At 45.5% G+C, this 20,469-nt stretch carries 18 protein-coding genes and 1 riboswitch; of the genes, 5 read left to right on the forward strand and 13 right to left on the reverse strand.

All coding sequences use genetic code 11. From position 1 onward, the window contains the following. The first annotated feature begins 70 nt into the window (after positions 1 to 70). Entirely contained in the window at positions 71 to 685 is a 615-nt protein-coding gene (locus MRK00_02495) for a DUF882 domain-containing protein (GenBank protein MDR4516250.1), read from the forward strand. A gap of 64 nt (positions 686 to 749) precedes the next feature. On the opposite strand, the gene MRK00_02500 is transcribed toward MRK00_02495, so the two are convergent. Next, on the reverse strand, positions 750 to 2,933 hold the full coding sequence (locus MRK00_02500) for a primosomal protein N' (GenBank protein MDR4516251.1): 2,184 nt from the start codon (positions 2,931 to 2,933) through the stop codon (positions 750 to 752). Between the two features lie 129 nt (positions 2,934 to 3,062). Then, the gene (locus tag MRK00_02505) at positions 3,063 to 4,472 is read right to left on the reverse strand and encodes an adhesin (protein MDR4516252.1); all 1,410 of its coding nucleotides are present in this window, start codon (positions 4,470 to 4,472) and stop codon (positions 3,063 to 3,065) included. A gap of 233 nt (positions 4,473 to 4,705) precedes the next feature. Between MRK00_02505 and MRK00_02510 the strand changes: the two genes are divergently transcribed. The 3 genes from MRK00_02510 (at position 4,706) to trbK (ending at position 7,088) form a co-directional block, all read left to right on the forward strand. Next, positions 4,706 to 5,812, forward strand: coding sequence for an aromatic ring-hydroxylating dioxygenase subunit alpha (locus MRK00_02510; GenBank protein ID MDR4516253.1), 1,107 nt, complete (start codon positions 4,706 to 4,708; stop codon positions 5,810 to 5,812). A 25-nt stretch (positions 5,813 to 5,837) separates the two neighbouring features. Further along, positions 5,838 to 6,698 carry a DMT family transporter gene (locus MRK00_02515; protein ID MDR4516254.1) on the forward strand — a complete coding sequence of 287 codons (861 nt, stop codon included), beginning with the start codon at positions 5,838 to 5,840 and terminating at the stop codon, positions 6,696 to 6,698. Between the two features lie 189 nt (positions 6,699 to 6,887). Next, positions 6,888 to 7,088: an entry exclusion lipoprotein TrbK gene (gene trbK, locus MRK00_02520; GenBank protein MDR4516255.1), complete on the forward strand. Its 201-nt coding sequence runs from the start codon at positions 6,888 to 6,890 to the stop codon at positions 7,086 to 7,088. 271 nt (positions 7,089 to 7,359) lie between these two features. Here the strand turns inward: trbK and MRK00_02525 are convergent, their stop codons facing one another. Then, on the reverse strand, positions 7,360 to 7,497 hold the full coding sequence (locus MRK00_02525) for a hypothetical protein (protein ID MDR4516256.1): 138 nt from the start codon (positions 7,495 to 7,497) through the stop codon (positions 7,360 to 7,362). 158 nt (positions 7,498 to 7,655) lie between these two features. Here MRK00_02525 and MRK00_02530 point away from each other — a divergent pair, with 158 nt between their 5' ends. Then, positions 7,656 to 8,699, forward strand: coding sequence for an NADP(H)-dependent aldo-keto reductase (locus MRK00_02530; protein ID MDR4516257.1), 1,044 nt, complete (start codon positions 7,656 to 7,658; stop codon positions 8,697 to 8,699). 81 nt (positions 8,700 to 8,780) lie between these two features. Here the strand turns inward: MRK00_02530 and MRK00_02535 are convergent, their stop codons facing one another. The 10 genes from MRK00_02535 to metK form a co-directional block, all read right to left on the reverse strand. Continuing rightward, positions 8,781 to 9,626 (reverse strand): HDOD domain-containing protein, encoded by an 846-nt coding sequence (locus MRK00_02535; protein MDR4516258.1) that lies wholly within the window; start codon positions 9,624 to 9,626, stop codon positions 8,781 to 8,783. A 95-nt stretch (positions 9,627 to 9,721) separates the two neighbouring features. After that, positions 9,722 to 10,042, reverse strand: a complete 321-nt coding sequence (rsfS, locus tag MRK00_02540) for a ribosome silencing factor (protein ID MDR4516259.1) — start codon at positions 10,040 to 10,042, stop codon at positions 9,722 to 9,724. Next, complete coding sequence (gene nadD, locus MRK00_02545) at positions 10,029 to 10,706, reverse strand: nicotinate-nucleotide adenylyltransferase (protein MDR4516260.1); 678 nt, start codon at positions 10,704 to 10,706, stop codon at positions 10,029 to 10,031. Before nadD ends, rsfS begins: the two co-directional genes overlap by 14 nt. 41 nt (positions 10,707 to 10,747) lie before the next feature. Then, a complete protein-coding gene (gene aceF / locus MRK00_02550; protein MDR4516261.1) occupies positions 10,748 to 12,121 on the reverse strand; it encodes a dihydrolipoyllysine-residue acetyltransferase in 1,374 nt (457 codons plus the stop codon). A 34-nt stretch (positions 12,122 to 12,155) separates the two neighbouring features. Then, positions 12,156 to 14,816 (reverse strand): pyruvate dehydrogenase (acetyl-transferring), homodimeric type, encoded by a 2,661-nt coding sequence (gene aceE / locus MRK00_02555; protein MDR4516262.1) that lies wholly within the window; start codon positions 14,814 to 14,816, stop codon positions 12,156 to 12,158. Positions 14,817 to 14,850: 34 nt separating this feature from the next. Then, positions 14,851 to 15,717: a bifunctional methylenetetrahydrofolate dehydrogenase/methenyltetrahydrofolate cyclohydrolase FolD gene (gene folD / locus MRK00_02560; GenBank protein ID MDR4516263.1), complete on the reverse strand. Its 867-nt coding sequence runs from the start codon at positions 15,715 to 15,717 to the stop codon at positions 14,851 to 14,853. 30 nt (positions 15,718 to 15,747) lie between these two features. Continuing rightward, positions 15,748 to 16,422, reverse strand: a complete 675-nt coding sequence (locus MRK00_02565) for a hypothetical protein (protein MDR4516264.1) — start codon at positions 16,420 to 16,422, stop codon at positions 15,748 to 15,750. 135 nt (positions 16,423 to 16,557) lie between these two features. After that, positions 16,558 to 17,403 carry a methylenetetrahydrofolate reductase [NAD(P)H] gene (metF, locus tag MRK00_02570; GenBank protein MDR4516265.1) on the reverse strand — a complete coding sequence of 282 codons (846 nt, stop codon included), beginning with the start codon at positions 17,401 to 17,403 and terminating at the stop codon, positions 16,558 to 16,560. 228 nt (positions 17,404 to 17,631) lie between these two features. Next, a complete protein-coding gene (gene ahcY, locus MRK00_02575; GenBank protein MDR4516266.1) occupies positions 17,632 to 19,065 on the reverse strand; it encodes an adenosylhomocysteinase in 1,434 nt (477 codons plus the stop codon). Between the two features lie 17 nt (positions 19,066 to 19,082). Then, a riboswitch (S-adenosyl-L-homocysteine riboswitch) is annotated at positions 19,083 to 19,159 on the reverse strand. 47 nt (positions 19,160 to 19,206) lie between these two features. Next, positions 19,207 to 20,370, reverse strand: a complete 1,164-nt coding sequence (gene metK / locus MRK00_02580) for a methionine adenosyltransferase (GenBank protein ID MDR4516267.1) — start codon at positions 20,368 to 20,370, stop codon at positions 19,207 to 19,209. Between the last annotated feature and the right edge of the window lie 99 nt (positions 20,371 to 20,469).

The following is a 20,469-nucleotide window of genomic DNA, read 5'->3' on the forward strand; positions in this document are numbered from 1 at the left end:
GCAACATTAATTCATTGTTAGGAAAGAAAAATCATGTTAGGGTGTACGCACCCAAAAAGGAGGACTCAGAATGCTAACCCGTTTCATGTCAACTCGTGTTTTATCGCCAAAGCAAGATGTTCTATCCCGTACAAATTCAAGGCCGAACATCAACCGACGCCATTTCCTGAAAACAGGCGTTGGTGCGTGCGCATTACTTGCACTGCCTCATGTCCAGGCAAGCGTACTCAGCATGAACGAAAGGAAGCTGGCTTTTCTTAATCTCCATACGGGTGAGCGTGTTCACACAACTTACTGGGCTGAAGGCCAGTACATACCGGAAAGTTTGATGGCTATTGAGAATATCCTGCGCGACCACCGCACAGGCGAAATATATGAAATAGACCGCAATCTGCTGAACTTGTTGCAGCTTCTAAATTATAAAATGGCGTCTAAAAATGAGTTTCACGTGATCTCGGGTTATCGTTCTCCCGCAACTAATGCTCAGCTTAACGCACGCAGCAGTGGGGTAGCAAAACGAAGCCTCCATATGCTTGGCAAAGCGATCGATATTCGCCTGCCTGGTCACACGCTTTCCAATCTACATATGGCTGCTCTATCACTGGAAGCAGGCGGCGTTGGCTATTATCCAAAATCTGATTTTATTCATCTTGATACGGGACATGTCAGGCAGTGGCACGGATAAAGCCGGATGGGCCGTATTCTGTACTTCATTTGGAATAGGCCCAATTCAAGATAGTTTGTCATACCTAAAACTCAATAGGATCCACATCCAGAATCCACCGCACTTTATAAGCAGTCAGCGTACTTATTTGTTGAAACCATTGCGCTAAAAAAGACTGCAATTTTTTTCGCGAGCCCGATTGCACGAGTAAATGCGCCCGCTCCATGCCCTTCAGCCGTACCATGTTCGCAGATACCGGATCAAAAACTTCAACACTTGCCGACGACTGCACCCGTTTACGCGCCGCATTCAAAAAATCGAAAACCGTTTGCAGGTTATGCGCTTCGGCACGCAGCAATGCTTGATAGGCATAGGGTGGAAAATCCGCAACTTTTCTTTCAGCCAGTATCATTTTCGCCAGCACATCATAATCATGCTGCTTTAACGCCTGATAAAGCGGATGGTTTGGAAAATCGGTCTGAATAAGTACCCGTCCAGGGATTTCTGCCCGACCAGCCCGGCCTGCCACCTGCATCAACTGGGTAAAAAGACGTTCCCCAGCCCTGAAATCGGTACTATACAAAGAAGTATCCGCACCCAAAATGCCAACCAAAGTCAAATTTGGAAAATCATGCCCCTTTGCCAGCAACTGAGTTCCAACCAGGATATCGACTTCGTGTCGATGGATTGCCTGCAAAATTGTCCGCCAGGCATTCTTGCGCGACGTACTGTCGCGGTCAATTCGCAAAATACGCGCCGACGGAAACTGCATTGCCAGTGCTTCCTCGACACGCTGTGTGCCACGGCCAAACGGCATCATATCCTGTTCTCCGCATTGCGGACATGCGTTAGGAAATGATTCCCAATGCCCGCAATGATGGCAGGATAATTTTTTATCGCGCAAATGTACAACCAAACGACTCGAGCATCGTTGACAAACCGCAGCCCATCCACAGGCCGGACACATCAATACCGGCGCATAGCCCCGCCTATTGATAAAAACCAAACTTTGCTGCCCATGCGTCAGGCAATTGTCGATTGCCTTGATCAGCGATCTGGACAAGCCGTTCAGGGGTTTTTCAGAACGCATATCGACGCACTCAACTTGCGGCAATACCGCATTCTTAACCGCACGGTTTCTTAACTGTAAGCAGTGATAGCGGCCGTTTAGAACACTATGGTAAGTTTCCAGAGATGGTGTTGCCGACCCCAGCACGACAGGAATACGCCTTTGCTTTGCGCGAAAAATTGCCAGATCACGCGCCGAATAACGCAATCCATCCTGCTGCTTGAATGAACTGTCTTGCTCTTCATCCACAATAATCAGCCCCAACTGTGGCAATGGCGTAAATACCGCAAGCCGCGTTCCCAAGATAACGCGAGCTTCCCCCTGCTGCGCCAGAGACCAGCCAATCAGCCTCTCCGTATCATTCAAACCGCTATGCAGACTGACGATTTGAATTGCCACAAAACGTTTACGAAACACCGATTCCAGTTGCGGCGTCAGGCTAATTTCCGGAATCAGCACCAGCGTTTGCTTACCTTCTGACAACGCCTGCGCAATCAGGCGCAAATACACCTCCGTTTTACCACTGCCGGTTACACCATGTAGCACCCAAGTATTGAACTGATTGAATTTTGTAGTTATTGCATCAACAGCTACCGACTGTTCCGGCGTCAATTCAGGTATTACCGGCTCATCGGTCATGGAATCTGTTTCACATACAGAATCCACCCACCCTTTTTTCACCCAGTCTTTTAATACAATCGCCGCATGCGGTGAAATTTTCCGCGCTTCATGCGCATTGATTGACTTGTTATTGTTCAAGATGGAAAACAAGCGATGCATGACTTTATTTCGCGCCGGAATACACGACACATCCACCCGCCTGCCCGTTTCTGTCAGCATAAACCGTGCCGCTTTAACTGCGACTTTCATGCTTGGCGGTTTGTTATTGCGCAACTTTCCGGGAAGACTGTTCATCACGACCATGCCTAGCGGATGATGATAGTATTCGCTGCAAAAAGAAAATAACGCGAGTAACTCACCGGATAACGACGGAATATCCCGAAAAATGCAAAATACGGATTTCAGTTTCTCGGGTGCAATAGCCGTGTTTGAACAGACTTCCATAATGACGCCAATCATTTTTTTGGGACCGAACGGAACATACACACGAAGACCAATATCGTTGTGATTGGCTTCGTCAACCGCATAATCAAACAACGTGTCGAGTGGAACATTAAGTGCGACACGCAGAATGGGCATATTCAGAAGTATAAGGAGTTCAGAATAGAATTCTCCAGCAATCGCTGGAAAAGCAGACTTGCATGACTCCCTGGAAATCATTCAATTTCCAGGGGATTCATTTTTAAAAAAAATCAGTAAACTACAAATTTACCCGGAAACACGATAGACCGTTACAGGTTCTTCACCCTGCTTCTCAAGTTTGGCTGTATTGCCATCTGAATCGATGATAAAACTATGCCCCCCATCGCTTCCGGAGAACCCAATACAACCGTCCGTATTATAGGTAAAGCCGGTAATTCTTAGTTGATTGCTGCCCTTATTGTAGTCATATGTCGCGAATTCCACGCCCGGTCTGGCGCAGTTCGCCTGATTGTCACGTGTTGCCTCTCCGATCGGATCAATCGACAAGAATCGGTTATTCGCAAAAAACACCAGCATCTTGGTTTTGATCGCATCCGCATCATACACCCATGCACCGACTATCCCGTTAGGATCATTATCAATTTTAGCAAAGCGTGTTTCCTTGATTTCTTTTTCGACCACTTCGTTTTCATCACTGAGTTCAATCGGCTTGGCAATATTGAACATTTCGTTAAATACGCTTTTCTGTTCTCTTTCTCTTTGCACCGTCACAATATCGGAATTAATCATATCCAGGCCATCCGTACGGATACGACGGGTTGGGCCTGGATCTGACAATCCGGCTTTCAGATTGGTATCAATCGTTGTTTCTCCGGCAACTTTAAAGCCACGCGTATCAAATTCAACTGCCCTGGCAAAACCATGCTCGACACCGGCCTGAAAGATAGTGCGTCCACCACATACACGATTCTCATCACAGGAATCATCGGGCGATGCCTGTCCCTGCAAGTACTCACCGGTACCGTCTGCCGCAACCCTTAACACAGATGCCGTGCTATCGCTATAATTCGCCCAGATTTGCGTGCTGAGTGTCGCGACGCCGGAAACCATAAAGTGTTTACTGGCGTCATCAACCGTTTTGGCGTCATGCTCAATACCCGCCGCTTCCAGAACACCTTGCAGTTCGGACGAACGTGCGAATGCTTCCGGTTCGCTATTGAGTCTGAGCGTATTATTCACGGCAGCCGCTGCTTCTTCCGTAATGGTAATACCATTGGACGCATCACCATCCGAATCGAGTGACTGTAACAAAACCAGCAGATTGAGCAACTTGTTGTCATCGCCCTCGGCCAGATCAATCGGCGTCACCACCGGCATACCTTTGACTTTGCCCAGTGTCAAACCACCCAGTTTAAATTCGACGGTATCCCCATAATTAAAATCAAAATGACCGTTATCATTGGTAATCCCTTTTTTACCGGATGAAGCGTTGTAGGAAACACCGGAAACTGGACTGTTCATCAACACACCTGTCGCAGCGCCGGTTGGCATTACACGAGTAACAGTTGAAGCTTCTCCACCGGTGCTGCCTCTGCCGCCGCCATCGCCACCACCACAAGCAGCCAACCCCACAGCCAAGGCAGCTGGCACAAGACAAGCCCATGGATTTACTTTGATCTTTTGATTTAGTTTCATCAAAATTCTCTCTTTTATTTAATTAATCAATTGAAGGTTATATCACTCCATCCGCAAAGCATTTTAGTGCGTTAACCGCCAGAAGAACAATGATTTTCTCTTCTACAACCACTATTATAGCCAAGCCACTTTATTTTGTTTCTTCTTATCGTACAAATTTAGATTTAGAATTATAACTTTTCATTCATTCGATCATTACTTTTTTGCTTTATTGAAAATAGTCAGAGGACAGAATATTGAATATGACTGAAGTCTCGCAACTGGCAAAATCATCAATCCAGTTACCAGTCGATTGGTACTTTAATTCCAAGATACTGGACATTGAAAAAAAATTTTTGTTTAATAATGGCCCCGGTTACATTGGCCATGAGGTCATGGTTCCCGGAATCGGCGATTACTATGTACCCGAATGGATGAAAAATGCAAAAATGTTGATTCGCAATCAACAGGGTATTGAACTTATCTCCAATATTTGCCGCCACCGCCAGGCACGCATACTTACAGGCAAAGGCAATACCAGGAGTATTGTCTGCCCGTTACACCGTTGGACTTATGCCCTGGACGGACAATTACTTGGCGCGCCGCATTTTGAGCAGAATCCCTGCACACATCTGGAGAAAACACCGTTGCAAAACTGGAACGGACTTCTGTTCCAGGGAAAGCGATCCGTTGCAGAGGATATGGCTAATCTTACCGTTTTGAACGACTTTGACTTTTCAGGCTACCTGTTTGACCATGCACGGATCGACCACTACAACTGCAACTGGAAAACATTTATCGAAGTATATCTTGAAGATTACCATGTCGATCCGTTTCATCCTGGCCTGGGCAATTTCGTCAATACAGGCGATCTTGTCTGGGAGTTTGGTGACTGGTATAGCGTACAAACAGTTGGTGTAAACAAAAGTTTTCTGAAACATTCGGGCACTCCAGTCTACGCAAAATGGCAAGAACAAGTGTTAGCGCAATACGAAGGTGGATTACCGCAACATGGGGCGATATGGTTGCTTTACTTTCCTAACATTATGCTCGAGTGGTACCCGCATACGCTGGTGATCAGCACGCTTTTGCCGACGGATGTTGATCGATGCATAAATGTCGTCGAATTTTATTACCCTGAAGAAATTGTGCTTTTCGAACGGGAATTCGTCGAAGCAGAACAGGCTGCCTACCTGGAAACCGCTGTTGAAGACGAAGAAATTTGCATGCGTATGACCCAAGGCCGTCGCGCTTTATACGACCAATCGATTAACGAAATCGGTCCTTACCAGATGCCGATGGAAGCAGGCATGGCCCATTTCCATCAATTTCTTCGTCGAGAAATTGAGGCACACCTGTAGTTTTACCGATCCAATATAAATTAACATGCGTTCACTCTGGATGCTGGTTGCGGCCTTTTTGTTCGCCTGCATGAGCGTACTGGTCAAGCTCAGCGCAAGTCACTTTACAAGTATCGAGCTGGTTTTTTACCGGTCTCTCATGGGTGTTGCCATTATCGGGTTGTTTGTACGCCATAACCGCCTGACATTGCGCACCGGTCACTTGAAAACACATTTCAGTCGCGGCCTGACCGGCCTCATCAGCCTTTTAATGTTCTTTTACTGCATCACAGAATTGCCATTGGCCACCGCCATTTCACTGAACTATACCTGGCCGTTGTTTATGGTGTTGTTTTCCATCATCATACTTAAAGAACAATTACACTGGCCGGTGATTTTTGCACTTGCGATAGGCTTTATCGGCGTCATATTTTTGTTGCGCCCCACATTACATGAAGACCATTGGCTGGCAGCATTTCTCGGGCTGGCGTCGGGTTTTTTTGCCGCAATAGCATATTTGAATGTCAGGCAACTCGGCAATCTGGGCGAATCCGAATGGCGTGTTGTGTTTTATTTCACCCTGATCTGCACGCTGATAACCGGCTCCTGGTTGTTATTCTCCGCAACCAGTCCTGTCACGCAACAAAACATTCACCTGCTGATCGGCATCGGCATCACGGCCACACTGGCGCAGCTCGCCATGACCCGCGCCTACCGCACCGGAACAACACTGGTTGTGAGCTCACTGGGATACACCACTATCCTGTTTGCAGGTATCTGGGGCATACTCATCTGGAACGAAATTCTACCACCGGTCGCATGGTTAGGAATGGGATTAATTATACTGGGCGGCGCTATGAGCGGTTTCTGGGGACATAAAACAGCAGTGAAAGCACGAAACGGATAGGTTACAGTTCCCATAACAACTCAACCGAGGGTTCTGTTTTGACTGAATAATAAACTCAGATTGCAATGATTCAGGTACAATAACAGACGTTGAGCTTGTTATCCAGACTCGCTTCAAACAATTTACACGATATACAAATCGGGTTATAACAACAAGCCACCGTAGAAAATTTAAAAAGGGGAATATTAGATGAATATTAAATATAGCGCAGTATGTACAGCTGGTTTCATTCTTGTTTTGACCGGATGCTCCAGTGGCGGATATCCGGAAGCCAGCTCGTCGAACTGTGCAGGCAGAGGAATGGAAATTGCGCTTAACGAATTAAAAGACAACGAAGAAGCACGACAAGCATTTTTAGACAAATGTGACGAACTGGCACGTGGACAATAAGAATTATCCATAAACCTCAATCTTGGCCACAGCTATAGTCCAATTGGTTCTCTGATAAAAAACAGAAACGAGTATGCTATCAATTCGTTAGTGCCGGGTACGTGAGCTTTTCAATAAACAGGGCAGGGACACAGCCCATGGACATGGACAAGCTCACTGAAAACCCGGCAATATCAGATGGATAGCGTAAACAACCGAGAATGATCTAGCTGCTTCGAACACTTGCAGAACAACCTGCTTATCCCAAATCTATTCACTACTTTAAATCAGTTCATCTGTCTCTAGATGACTGCATTTTGGCATAAAAACACACAACATCTGTCAGATTCTGCAGCGCACGCATCTGGCCGCAAGCCAACCGTCGCCAGAAAATAGTAATACCGTCTGGCATATCTGGCGCCAAAGCCATGTTTTTATTCCTGTAATCCGATATATTTCAATATCACTGCAAGTATTTTAATATATAAGCCTTTGATAGCGATTGTGCGCGGCAGTCTTTATTGTCCGCCAAAGCACAATCCCGCACTTATTTATATCACTTTTATATCACTTCCTTAAACATCTATGATGCACTATAGAAATCTTGGCAGCAGCAATACAAAGGTCAGTATTATCTGCCTGGGCACAATGACTTGGGGCCAGCAAAATACACGCGCGGAAGCATTCGAGCAGATGGATTATGCGCTTGCCGAGGGCATCAATTTTTTCGACACCGCTGAACTTTATTCTGTACCACCGAAAGCTGAAACGTACGGACGGACTGAGGAAATCATCGGAGAATGGTTTAAAACAAGCGGCCAGCGTAACAAAGTCATCTTGGCCAGCAAGATAGCAGGCCCAGGAACCGACTGGATTCCTCATATCCGGCAGGGCAAAACAACTTTTAACCAGAAATTCATTAAGAACGCACTGGATGCCAGCCTGAAACGTCTACAAACCGATTACATCGATTTATACCAACTGCACTGGCCCGAACGTAGAACCAATTATTTTGGGCAACTGGGGTTCACACCAAAAGACGAAACGCAACAGACCCCGTTTATTGAAACACTCCAGGCCTTGGATCAACAGATACAGGCGGGTAAAATACGTTATATCGGCCTGTCGAATGAAACACCGTGGGGTGTCATGCGCTTTCTGCAGCTTGCCGAACAATACAACTTGCCACGTGTTGTCAGCATTCAGAATCCTTATAATTTGTTGAACCGCAGCTATGAAGTCGGTCTGGCAGAAGTTTCCTGGCGCGAGAAAGTCGGACTGCTAGCTTATTCGCCACTGGGTTTTGGCACGCTCTCAGGAAAATATCTGGATAACGAAAAACCAGCAGGATCCCGGCTTGACCTGTTTCCACACTACACACGTTACAGCAGTCCAAATGCAACCGATGCAATCGAGCAATATGTCGTACTGGCGAAAAAATACCGGCTTGATCCAGCGCAGATGGCACTGGCCTATATCAACAGCCGTCCATTCCTTACCAGCACGATTATCGGCGCAACAACCATGGAACAACTCAAAACGAATATCGACAGCATTAAAATAGAATTATCGGCTGAAGCGCTGGATGGAATCGAGGCAATTCATTATTTACGCCCGAATCCAAGCCCATAACTATCGCTGCAAACCGTTTATATGAACCAACTCAGAATCAAATCGTTAACGAACCCACATCGCACCGGAGTTTACCAGTTCCTAACTCACTCGGACTGCATCAGTCTGTTTTTTTGCGCCAACTATCGTCATGACTTCTTCAGGCTTTAGATGCAACAGATGCCCGATTTCTTCATAGTCGTCCGGCAATGCGGCATCGTCCCATCCATTTGCAGAGTGCCTGGCGAGATTAACCGCCAGAAATACATTACGAACACGCTGCTGGCTGGCACAGTCATCATCCATGAGCGTAATCAACAGTTTGGGCAGTTTCCATTTGATCGCCAATGCATGCTGCAGGGCATGCAGTGAAAACCCCAACACCTGTTCCTGCGCATGATGGCTGCGCATGGCTTTGTCTTTTGTCTGCATTGATTTAATGCGCTGCATTTTTCTTGGCGCAAAGCACCACATCAGCATTTCCGCGATATCGTGTAATAATGCAGCGATACGCACTTCTTCATAATGCAAATCCTGCAAGCGCACCGCCCATTCGAATGCATAAATCGACGCGACTTTGGCACGACGCGTTACTTTGAGCAAATACACCAGCGCATTCATATGCTCACGTCCAAGCAAATCTTCAACCAATGGCTCCGGCGGCACTTTTTTCAAAGCGTTCTCCAATCCAAGCATCATTAGCGCCTGCTCCACTTCCACGATTTCATGTTCCTGGGCACGTTTTTTGTGGTGTTGCAGATAACGCATCAACTTGACGACCATTAGCGGATCACTTTTGATAATCTGAGCGATGTTGCGCGCACTGAGATTATCTGAATTTTCCGACAAGATGGCCAATTTGCGGGCAGTCTGTTTAAGAACTGGAATTTCAACCCGGGTCAGAAAATCAACACATTCATTCAGTTTTGCATTGCCTTGTTTTGCCATGATTCATTCTCAATACTGATTAACATCATGACTTATATCACGAAAATATATGACAAATCGTTTAAAAAACAAGGTTTATCGGTTCTTTATCGAAATCATCCCGTCCACAACGCTTCCAAATTATAATATTCCCGTGCTTCTGGTTGCATAATATGCACAATGACATCTCCCAGATCGACAAGCAGCCATTCACCTGTTTGTTCTCCTTCAAGGCATAAAATACTGCCGCCCGCATTTTTTACTTTCTCTTGAACATTATTAGCCAGCGCTCTTGTCTGGCGCGAAGAACTTGCACTTGCAATAATTATATAGTCGAACATTGATGTTAATTTGGTAACATCCAGCACTTTTATATCAAACGCCTTGATTTCTTCAAGCGCATCGACCGTTAGTTTAACCAACTTATTTGAATCCATTTTCTCCTGAATACAGGTGATGAGTTTTAATATAATCTAAGACAACATCAGGCAACAGATAACGCACGCTTTTATCTGCCACAATGAGGTTGCGTATTCGAGTTGCTGAAATATCCAGCAAAGTTGTTTGCGCAATATAAACCTTACCATTGAACTGGCGCGTCAAATCACCTGGATCGTCAGTCCAGCGAGACACACATGCATGTTGTATTTCCTGGGGCAAATCTTGTCGATCAATCATACGCATACTACCGGGTCGATCCACAATAACCAGGTGACATAAATGAAAGAGCTCCTGCCACAAATACCAATAATTAATCCTTAAAAAGGTATCAACACCCATAATAAAGCAAAACGCTGTATTCCCACCATATTCTGTATGATATTCCCGCAAAGTTTCTACGGTTACGCTCATACCTGAACGTTTTGTCTCACGATCATCCAAAGAAAACCGAGCATTATTCTGTATGGACAGTGCAACCATTCTAACGCGGTGGTGTTTTGGTGCGACAGGACCTTCGCGTAGCCGCGGCTCACCGGCCGGAGCAAAATAGAACCGTTCAAACCCGATAACATCGACAAGCTCCTCGGCTACACGAAGATGTCCGTAATGAACAGGGTCAAACGTTCCACCGTATATCCCCACCAAAGGAAATTTAGTCATGGCGGACAGTATTGACGGGACAAGTAAACATGCGCAAAGACTTACAACAACGCCAACCGCATATCTGTGAGTACTTCAGCCAAATGTGACGTAAATCGCGCAGCCGCTGCGCCATCAATTACCCGGTGGTCATACGACAATGACAGCGGTAATACCAAACGCGGTTCAAATTGACTATCCCGATAGACCGGTTTATAACTGGCTTTTGAAACACCCAGAATAGCAACCTCTGGCGCATTAATAATCGGTGTGAAAGCTGTCCCACCAATACCCCCCAAGCTCGATATAGTAAAACTGGCGCCCTGCATTTGCGCAGGTTTAAGCTTGCCTTCGCGCGCCAACACTGCCAACTCACCGAGTTCACGCGCTATCGCCATCACGCCTTTCTGGTCTACATCCCGGATAACAGGCACAACGAGACCATTGAAAGTATCCACAGCAAAACCGATATGATAATAGCGTTTGATAATGAGGTTTGTTTCTCCATTGACATCCTTATCCAGGGAAGCGTTAAACTCCGGAAATTTCTTGAGCGATGCAATCAATGCTTTCATTAAAAAGGCCAACAACGTCAATTTAACCTCCTTATCTTTCGCCGATGCATTGGATTCCTTGCGCAACGCCTCCAGGTCGGTAATGTCCGCTTCATCAAATTGAGTTACATGAGGAATCATGACCCAGTTACGATGCAGGTTTGCGCCGGCAATTTGCTTAATCCGCGAAAGCGACTTAATCTCTACCGGTCCATGTTTCGCGAAATCGACTTGCGGCCACGGTAACAATTCGAGTGAACCACCTGCAGCTATATGCCTACCGTCCATTTGTATTTGCGATAATTTCGCCTTTACAAATGCCTGCACGTCTTCTTTAAGAATGCGCTGCTTGGGACCACTTCCTGTAATCAAATCGAGATTAACACCCAATTCGCGTGCGAAACGACGCACAGAGGGACCCGCATGCGCCCTGGAATTTGTGGTTTCACCTGGTTCTGCCAAAGTCGGCATGGGTGTGTGGACTGTTTCGGTTGAAACGGTTCTCGCTACAGACTGGACAGGTTTCACTTCGACAACATGCTGCTGAGCATCAGTTTCAGGTGCCTCATAAACTTTATCTGTATTGGCTTCTTCCGATTTATCAGTCTTTTCGTCTGCTTTTGGCTCGTCTGCAACAGTTTCTGTGACTTCGATTACCGCAACAGGCGAACCTTCCGACACTTTGTCACCGGCTTTAACTTTAATCTCTTTGATCACACCCGGAAAAGGTGCTGGTATATCTATGGTTGCCTTATCGGACTCCAATGCCAGCAGTGGATCTTCTACATTTACCCTGCTTCCGGTTTGAACATAAACTTCGATGACGGGAACATCCGTAAAGTCGCCAATGTCTGGAATGAATACTGTTTTAAGTTCTCCCACATGTATTCCTTAAAAATATAAACACGCAGTATAACTATAATGCAACAGGATCGGGTTTTTCCGGATCAATCTCAAACTTCTTAATCGCCTGCGTCACTGTCTTTTTGGCGATTTTCCCTTCATCTGCCAGGGCTTTCAATGCAGCAACGGTAATATAGTAACGATCAACTTCAAAAAACTGGCGCAGTTTCTTGCGGGTATCCGATCGTCCGAAACCATCCGTACCCAGCACACGATAGCAACCCGGTACAAATTCACGAATCTGATCTGCATAAATTTTCATATAATCGGTAGCGGCAATCACAGGACCTTCTCTTCCCCGCAAACAATGTTCAACATGCGAAGTTTTTTCCTTTTTTTCCGGATGCAGCATATTCCATCGATGAATACTCATGGCCTCTCGCCTCAATTCGGTAAAACTCGTCACACTCCAAATATCTGCGTTTACGCCATATTCCTGCTTAAGCATATCGGCAGCAGCAATCACTTCCCGCATTATCGCTCCAGATCCAAGTAGTTGCACTCGCGGTTCCTTAGCGCGCTTACCCGCTTCGCTGAATAAATACATGCCTTTCAAAATATGCTGTTCCACATCTTTTGGCATCTCAGGATGCGTATAATTTTCATTCATTACAGTAATGTAATAAAAAATATCTTCTTGGTCCTGACACATCCGGCGCAAGCCATCCTGAATAATCACTGCCAGTTCATAGGCGAATGTTGGATCATACGAGATACAGTTGGGTATGGTAGAAGCAGCCAAATGACTATGACCGTCTTCATGCTGCAAGCCTTCGCCATTGAGCGTAGTACGCCCTGCCGTTCCACCGAGCAAAAAACCACGACAACGCATATCCCCAGCCGCCCAAATCAAGTCGCCAACACGTTGAAAGCCAAACATGGAATAAAAAATGAAAAAAGGAATCATTTGTATACCATGCGTGCTATACGCTGTAGCAGCGGCTATCCAAGATGACAGCGCACCGGCCTCGTTGATTCCTTCCTGCAGAATCTGACCGTGTTTGTCTTCTTTGTAATACATTAACTGCTCGGCATCCTGTGGCGTATAGAGTTGACCGACAGATGACCAGATACCCAATTGACGAAACATGCCTTCCATTCCGAAAGTTCTCGATTCATCGGCAACAATGGGCACAATATGTTTACCGAGCTGCTTATCCTTGACCAGGATATTCAGTATGCGCACATAGGCCATAGTCGTTGAAGATTCTCGCCCCTCACCGCTGGCTTTCAGAATCGATTCAAATACACTCAACGGCGGCACTTCTAGCGGATCGGCATATCGCTTGCGGCGATGGTAGAAACCGCCTAATGCCTCACGGCGTTCGCGCATATAAGTGTACTCAGGCGAGTCCTTATCAAACGTCAGATAAGGTACTTCATCAATTTTGTCATCAGGCACATCCAGACCAAATCGATTTCGGAATGCTTTTAATGAAGTTGTACCCATCTTTTTTTGCTGATGCGTAATATTTTGCGCTTCACCGGCTTCGCCCATGCCGTAGCCTTTGATCGTTTTCGCCAGAATAACCGTGGGTTGCCCCTTATGTCTCACAGCTTCAGCGTAGGCGGCATAAACCTTGTAAGGGTCATGTCCGCCCCGATTCAGGCGCCAGATATCGTCATCAGACATATTTGCAACCATTTCCAGCAATTCCGGATATTTGCCAAAAAAATGCTTGCGCACATAGGCGCCATCACGGGCTTTGAAATTCTGATACTCGCCGTCGACACATTCCATCATGCGTTTCTGCAACAGTCCCTTGGTATCTTTAGCCAGCAAAGGATCCCAGTAAGACCCCCAAATGACCTTGATCACATTCCAGCCCGCTCCGCGGAAAGCAGCTTCCAGCTCCTGAATAATCTTGCCGTTACCTCTAACCGGCCCGTCAAGTCGCTGCAAATTACAATTGACCACAAAAATCAAATTATCCAGGCTCTCGCGCGACGCAAGCGTAATGGCACCCAATGATTCGGGCTCATCCATTTCTCCGTCGCCCATAAATGCCCAAATTTTTCGCCCTTCTGTATTTACCAGGCCGCGACTTCCAAGATATTTCATAAATCGCGCCTGATAGATCGCCATTAAGGGGCCAAGTCCCATGGATACCGTTGGAAATTGCCAGAATGTAGGCATTAACCAGGGATGCGGATAAGAAGACAGGCCGTTGCCTTCGGCTTCCTGGCGGAAGTTATTTAAGTTTTCTTCCGTTAATTCTCCGGCAAGAAAAGCATAGGCGTATATACCCGGCGATGAATGTCCCTGCACGTAAACCAGATCTCCACCATGATTCTCACTGGGCGAATGCCAGAAATGGTTGTAACCGATATCATAAAGCGTCGCTGCCGAGGCGAAACTTGCGATATGCCCGCCCACATTAGTTGATCGATTGGCCTTGAGCACCATCGCCATGGCATTCCAGCGCACATATGATCGAATACGATGTTCGATGGCATTATCACCAGGAGAACGCGCTTCTTTTCCCGTCGGTATGGTATTGATATAGGCTGTGTTTGCACTATACGGAAGATATGTACCTGAACGACGCGCTTTCTCAACCAGTTTCTCCAGCAAGAAATGGGCACGCTCGGGACCTTCGTTAACTAAAACCGACTCCAGCGCATCCAGCCATTCTTGCGTTTCCTGCGGGTCTATATCAGGCTGTGATTCCATGATACTTTAATCCCATCATTTTAATTTTTTATCCTCATCCACAGTTTTCGCTGCGTTCTGTGCGCTCAGCCGCAAGAATTGTATTACTCAATAACATGGTAATAGTCATAGGTCCTACCCCACCCGGAACAGGTGTGATATAACCCGCGATTTCCTTGACTGTATCGTACTCAATGTCGCCGCAAAGCCCGCCATCGGGTAATCGGTTGATTCCCACATCAATGACTACAGCACCGCGTTTAATCATTTCGGCAGTAACCATTTTAGGCTTACCGGTAGCAATCACCAGTATATCTGCGGAACGGGTAAATTGTGCCAAATCTCTTGTTTTAGATGTGCAGATTGTCACTGTCGCACCACGTTCCAGAAGCATTACTGCCATAGGCTTACCCACGATATTGCTGCGTCCGATAACAACGGCATGCTTACCCTCAACTGCGACATGATACTGCTCGAGCATGACTATCACACCTGAAGGTGTGCACGGTGCAAAATTGGTATTTCCAGTAACCAATGCACCAACATTATATAAATGAAAGCCGTCAACATCCTTCTCGACGGCAATTGAAGTAATAACGCTATTGTTTTCAAAATGGGACGGCAGCGGCAGTTGCACCAAAATACCATGAACATGCTTATTCTGATTGAGCGCATTGATGCAATTCAGCACTTCTTCTTGCGTTGTACTTCCAGAAAAATGATGTACTTCGGAATGTATGCCGATTTCCCCGCATGCCTTTACTTTATTTCGTACATATATTTCTGAAGCAGGATTATCACCGACCATAATAACAGCAAGCCCCGGCCTTATACCCCGTTTCGTCAATTTGGTTGCACGGCGTTTCAACTCCGCCCGTACATTACTTGCTACCTGTTTCCCATCGATGATTTGTGCACTCATTCTAAGCCGACAGTCGATAATAATTTGTTTTTAGGTTGACTGTTTGGCTTTCTTGATTTTGAAATGATAAATCAGCAATCCAACCAAAAATACAGGAATAACAAATAAAGCAGCCGATATCAATCCTGCCGCCAGTATTGCTATCGTAGAGTTACCCGGCATGAATAGCGTAACAAACCAGATAACAACAAAAGCGACAAAAAGCCCACCATACAACATCGTTTTCTTGCCACGATCATAAAGCCGCCAGAAGGCACCAGATACCTGAACATCATCAACATAGTGCTCGAAAACTTCAACCAGGCTCTGGTCATCAGGTCGTGAAGCATAACCAATGGCAACAGCCAGCGCGTTGCTTCCATCTTCCATTTGCGACATTTTTTTCAGAAACTCAACCCGTTTAATAATATCTTTTGGCTTCACACCATCCCGCTCAAGCATGGTTTCTATGGCCGAAAATGCCGTTTCACGGGGATTCTCAACATTCTCCAATCCTTCCGCGTATTTCCACATGACACCGAGCAAATAAAGTTGCGTCGTCATATCCCTGAATTCAGGCGCAAAATCGTAGTTTTTATCTTTTACAAACCCAAGCTGGGTAGCCAATATATCTTGCCCGTGATCAATACATTCATCAACCGGCGACATATCAGGTATAGCCACTTCCTCAGTCTTCGCTTCAATATCGTTCTTTTTTTCTTCCATCGTGCAATCACCTTATGTTTTTTTGATGACTTAAAATATTACAATATTATATACTGGCTTGCTTATTCTGGAAAAAGAACCTACTCTCAATCAGCTTTCAAAACAACCATACCTGGGTATGTCCAAGAACATTTCTTAAATACCCAACCGCCGCCAAATTTCGGACGTCAAATCCGCACTGTTCATGGTATAAAAATGCAAACCCGGCGCACCTTCTTTGAGTAATCGCTCACACATCGCCGTCACCACGTCCAGACCAAAAACACGAATAGATTCAATATCATCGCCATAGCCTTCCAGTTTTTTTCGAACCCAACGTGGAATCTCTGCACCGCAACTATCGGAAAACCTAACCAATTGTGAAAATTTATTAATTGGCATGATGCCGGGCACTATTGGCACAGATAGCCCAATTGACTCACATGTATCGACAAAATGAAAATAGGCGTCCGCATTATAAAAATACTGAGTAATCGCAGAATTGGCGCCTGCTTCTATTTTACGCTTGAAATTTTCCAGATCAGCCTGCGCAGATCGCGCCTGCGGGTGATACTCGGGATAAGCTGCAACTTCGATATGAAATGTTTGACCAAAAGCTTCTCTTATGTACGCCACAAGCTCATTTGCGTAACGAAACTCGCCAGCCTGGGCCATACCTGAAGGCAGATCGCCCCGCAAGGCAACAAGGCGCTGAATACCTGCTTGTTGGTATGTCTGCAGAATCTCGTGAATTTTTTTTCGGGTGGAACCAATGCAGGAAATATGCGGCGCCACCACACAACCTTCAGACTGCAGCTCGAGCACGGTTTCAAGTGTATGCTCACGCGTTGATCCGCCAGCGCCAAAAGTAACTGAAAAAAATTTAGGGTTTAGCCGTGCTAATTGTTTTCGTGCAATCCTCAGTTTCTCGACACCTTGTTCTGATTGTGGCGGAAAAAGTTCGAAACTGAAAGTAGGTATATATTGTTTTTGTGATTCCATCTTAATTGATTGACAGAACACGCTAGATTATGCTGTCCCGAACATATAGGCCATACCAACACCTATAGAAGTATAAAAAAGCATGTCTTGATTAGTTATATTCAGGCTGCTGATATGCCGGGAAAAAAGCAACTTATTATAGCCCGAACCCCATGTACGATACTCGCAAAGCAACTATACGTTACATTGCAAGTATTTACTCTACTAATTTTCAACAAGTTACTTTATTTAGTAGCGATACATATCAGGCTTATATGGACCATTTTTATCAAGACCCAAGTATAAAGCTTGCTCATCTGTTAATTCAGTCAGTTTTGCGCCAAGCTTATTCAAATGAAGTCTTGCTACTTTTTCATCGAGATGCTTAGGCAACACATAAACTTCTTTCTGATAATTGTCACCATTTTGCCAAAGTTCCATTTGCGCCAACACTTGGTTGGTAAATGAATTCGACATTACAAATGATGGATGACCGGTCGCACAACCCAAATTAACCAACCTTCCCTGGGCCAATACAATAATTCTGCGCCCGGTTGGAAAAATAACATGATCAACCTGCGGTTTGATATTTTCCCACTGGTATTTCTGTACCGAGGCAATATCGATTTCCGAATCAAAATGTCCAATATTACACACTATGGACTGATCTTTCATTTTCAGCATATGGTCATGGGTAATAACCCGCAGATTACCTGTTGCTGTCACAAAGATGTCCGCTTTATCGCATGCGTCATCCATCGTAACTACACGGTAACCTTCCATTGCTGCCTGCAATGCACATATCGGATCAATCTCGGAAATCCAGACAGTAGCACCCAGACCGCGCAATGACTGTGCGCAACCTTTGCCGACGTCTCCATATCCACAGACCAATGCAATTTTTCCAGCAATCATCACATCCGTTGCGCGCTTGATGCCATCAACCAACGATTCACGGCACCCATAAAGATTATCAAACTTGGATTTCGTTACGGAATCATTTACATTGAACGCGGGAAATGGCAATTCTCCATTCTTTTGCATTTCATACAAACGATGGACGCCCGTCGTTGTTTCCTCGGTTACACCCTGAATACTGGCAAGTTTACTTGAATACCAATTTGGCTCGGCGGCAAGTTTCTTTTTAATCGAAGCAAACAAGGATTGTTCTTCTTCGTTGGAAGGATTTGCGATCACCGAGATATCCTTTTCAGCCTTGCTACCCAGTATTAACAGCAACGTAGCATCGCCACCATCATCAAGAATCATATTAGCGCTGTCTGACTGTCCATCCACACTCCACTCAAAAATCCGATGCGCGTAATCCCAATAATCATCCAGTGATTCACCTTTGTATGCAAAAACCGGGATTCCCCGGGATGCTATCGCAGCGGCAGCATGATCTTGTGTCGAAAAAATATTACATGATGCCCAGCGGACTTCTGCGCCCAGTGCTACCAAAGTTTCAATCAATACTGCCGTTTGAATAGTCATATGCAGAGATCCTGCAATACGCGCACCTGCTAATGGTTTTTGGTTCGCAAACTCTTTTCGAACTGCCATCAAACCAGGCATTTCGGTTTCTGCAATTGCAATTTCCTTGCGCCCCCATTCAGCCAAAGAAATATCAGCAACCTTATAATCGATAAATTGACTTCCATCAGGGTTTAGCACAGCGTTCATAGTCATTCTCCTATAACTTGGAACGAGCGCCGTTGTTACCAATAACCACAAGCCGAGCCTCACGGAATCTTCCATTGCAGCGCCCCTCAGCGTAGTGGAGAAATGATTTACATGTACACAAAAACCAGACTAAAAAAAGAATTAAATTCCAGCTTCAGCTCGTAACACGTCAGCTTTATCCGTTGCCTCCCAGGTAAAATCCGGGTCTTCCCGTCCGAAATGACCATACGCCGCAGTTTTGGCATAAATTGGACGCAACAGATTCAACGAATGAATAATGCCTCGGGGACGCAAATCAAAATGCTTAGCGACCAATTGGATTATTTTCTCATCTGGAATCTTGCCAGTACCGAAAGTGTTCACCATCAGTGAAACTGGTTTTGCCACACCAATTGCATAGGCGATCTGCACTTCACAATGACTTGCTAATCCAGCAGCCACAACATTTTTAGCCACATAGCGGCCCGCATAGGTAGCAGAACGGTCAACTTTCGAAGGATCTTTACCAGAAAATGCACCACCACCATGCCGCGCCATGCCGCCATAGGTATCAACGATAATTTTGCGACCTGTTAATCCGCAATCTCCCATCGGGCCACCCACAACAAAACGTCCTGTCGGATTCACCAGATATTGGGTTTGATTATTTAACATTTCCTGAGGCAAAACAGGCTTAATAATCTCTTCAATTATCGCTTCTTTCAATGCATCATATTTAATATCTGGATCATGCTGCGTTGAAATGACCACAGTTTCAATATGTTTGGGTTTCCCGTCTTGGTATCGTACTGAAACCTGAGATTTGGCATCCGGGCGCAACCAAGTCAGCTTTCCATTTTTTCTTAGAGCAGCTTGACATTCAACCAAACGATGTGCATAAAAAATTGGCATCGGCATTAATTGCGGCGTCTCATTACAAGCATAGCCAAACATCAAACCCTGATCACCCGCACCCTGTTCCATTTCTTCTTCTTTTGACCGGTTTACGCCTTGAGCAATATCAGGAGACTGCTTGTTAAATGCGGTCAGAACAGCACAGGTTGTCGAATCGAAACCTATATCTGAGCTGGTATAACCAATTTTTTGCACTGTCTCTCTTGCAATAACATTATAGTCAACCGTTGCATTTGTAGTAATTTCACCCGATAACACAATTAGACCAGTACTACACATAGTCTCGCATGCAACTCTCGCGTTGGCATCCTGACTCATAATAGCATCAAGAACAGCGTCCGAAATCTGATCAGACACTTTATCCGGATGACCCTCTGACACAGATTCGGAAGTAAAAAGATAATCGTTCATATTTAGCCTTAATTGTTAAAAATCTTTTAATTATATCAAATTGACTTTTTCTTAAAAGCCCCGGCAAGGTCTTTTTGTAAAGAACAAGAAAACTGCCCG

Origin of the sequence: Nitrosomonas sp., assembly GCA_031316255.1 — a bacterium.
Taxonomy (GTDB): domain Bacteria; phylum Pseudomonadota; class Gammaproteobacteria; order Burkholderiales; family Nitrosomonadaceae; genus Nitrosomonas.

What these genes read in the sequence shown, in the direction of transcription:
- metK (MDR4516267.1), bottom strand. Translation starts at nt 20,370, where the DNA reads ATGAACGATTATCTTTTTACTTCCGAATCTGTGTCAGAGGGTCATCCG.
- folD (MDR4516263.1), bottom strand. Translation starts at nt 15,717, where the DNA reads ATGAGTGCACAAATCATCGATGGGAAACAGGTAGCAAGTAATGTACGG.
- MRK00_02500 (MDR4516251.1), bottom strand. Translation starts at nt 2,933, where the DNA reads ATGCCCATTCTGCGTGTCGCACTTAATGTTCCACTCGACACGTTGTTT.
- MRK00_02530 (MDR4516257.1), top strand. Translation starts at nt 7,656, where the DNA reads ATGCACTATAGAAATCTTGGCAGCAGCAATACAAAGGTCAGTATTATC.
- MRK00_02535 (MDR4516258.1), bottom strand. Translation starts at nt 9,626, where the DNA reads ATGGCAAAACAAGGCAATGCAAAACTGAATGAATGTGTTGATTTTCTG.
- nadD (MDR4516260.1), bottom strand. Translation starts at nt 10,706, where the DNA reads ATGACTAAATTTCCTTTGGTGGGGATATACGGTGGAACGTTTGACCCT.
- metF (MDR4516265.1), bottom strand. Translation starts at nt 17,403, where the DNA reads ATGGAATCACAAAAACAATATATACCTACTTTCAGTTTCGAACTTTTT.
- MRK00_02515 (MDR4516254.1), top strand. Translation starts at nt 5,838, where the DNA reads ATGCGTTCACTCTGGATGCTGGTTGCGGCCTTTTTGTTCGCCTGCATG.
- MRK00_02565 (MDR4516264.1), bottom strand. Translation starts at nt 16,422, where the DNA reads ATGGAAGAAAAAAAGAACGATATTGAAGCGAAGACTGAGGAAGTGGCT.
- aceE (MDR4516262.1), bottom strand. Translation starts at nt 14,816, where the DNA reads ATGGAATCACAGCCTGATATAGACCCGCAGGAAACGCAAGAATGGCTG.
- MRK00_02525 (MDR4516256.1), bottom strand. Translation starts at nt 7,497, where the DNA reads ATGGCTTTGGCGCCAGATATGCCAGACGGTATTACTATTTTCTGGCGA.
- ahcY (MDR4516266.1), bottom strand. Translation starts at nt 19,065, where the DNA reads ATGAACGCTGTGCTAAACCCTGATGGAAGTCAATTTATCGATTATAAG.
- rsfS (MDR4516259.1), bottom strand. Translation starts at nt 10,042, where the DNA reads ATGGATTCAAATAAGTTGGTTAAACTAACGGTCGATGCGCTTGAAGAA.
- MRK00_02495 (MDR4516250.1), top strand. Translation starts at nt 71, where the DNA reads ATGCTAACCCGTTTCATGTCAACTCGTGTTTTATCGCCAAAGCAAGAT.
- trbK (MDR4516255.1), top strand. Translation starts at nt 6,888, where the DNA reads ATGAATATTAAATATAGCGCAGTATGTACAGCTGGTTTCATTCTTGTT.
- MRK00_02505 (MDR4516252.1), bottom strand. Translation starts at nt 4,472, where the DNA reads ATGAAACTAAATCAAAAGATCAAAGTAAATCCATGGGCTTGTCTTGTG.